Source organism: Vibrio sp. 1978 (genome assembly GCF_033344345.1).
In genome coordinates, this window is sequence record NZ_JAWPOP010000771.1 from 1 (window position 1) to 584 (window position 584).

1 pseudogene is annotated in these 584 nt (G+C 49.1%); it reads right to left on the reverse strand.

Annotation, left to right across the window (positions count from 1 at the left end):
- Positions 1-584: pseudogene (locus tag R8N49_RS29015) on the reverse strand (2',3'-cyclic-nucleotide 2'-phosphodiesterase); the annotation flags it as partial.

Consider the following 584-nt stretch of genomic DNA (forward strand, 5'->3'; position numbering starts at 1 on the left):
GAGCGTATTTGGGTATAGGTACAAGTCGGCGGCGTTGCGGAAAGTCAGTTGGCCAGATTCAACTTCAGTGAAGCCGTTCGGATCATCTTTACGTCCGCCCACTTTAAAAGGCGCTGCCGCGCTCAAAACTGGAATGTCAGCTAGGTCTGGATCGCCTTGAATGAAACGTTCAACGTAGTCTTTTTGTGCAAGGTTAACGATTTGGATTGTTGGGTCATCTTGCACCAAAGCCAAGAAGCTGTACATCACGTCATTCGCTTTACCAATTGGTTGGTTAACGAATTCGCGAGTGCCTTTGTGATCGTCTTCGAGTGCTTTAATGATGCCTTGGTCTGCTTCTGCAAGCGATTTCTTAGTCGCTTTGTCGAAAATTGGTCGAGCTTCAGATTGTCCTTCCACTACTTGCCATTGGCCGTCTTTTTGCTCGATGACCAGATCCATGACTCCCACGTGGCTACCCCAACGGCCAGGCATGACGGCAGTGACACCGTTGATAGTGCCTTTGTTGTTGTCTACGGCTTGTAGATTCTCAAATCCTTTGCCTGGGAAGACCGCGTGAGAGTGACCAAACGCAATGGCATCGA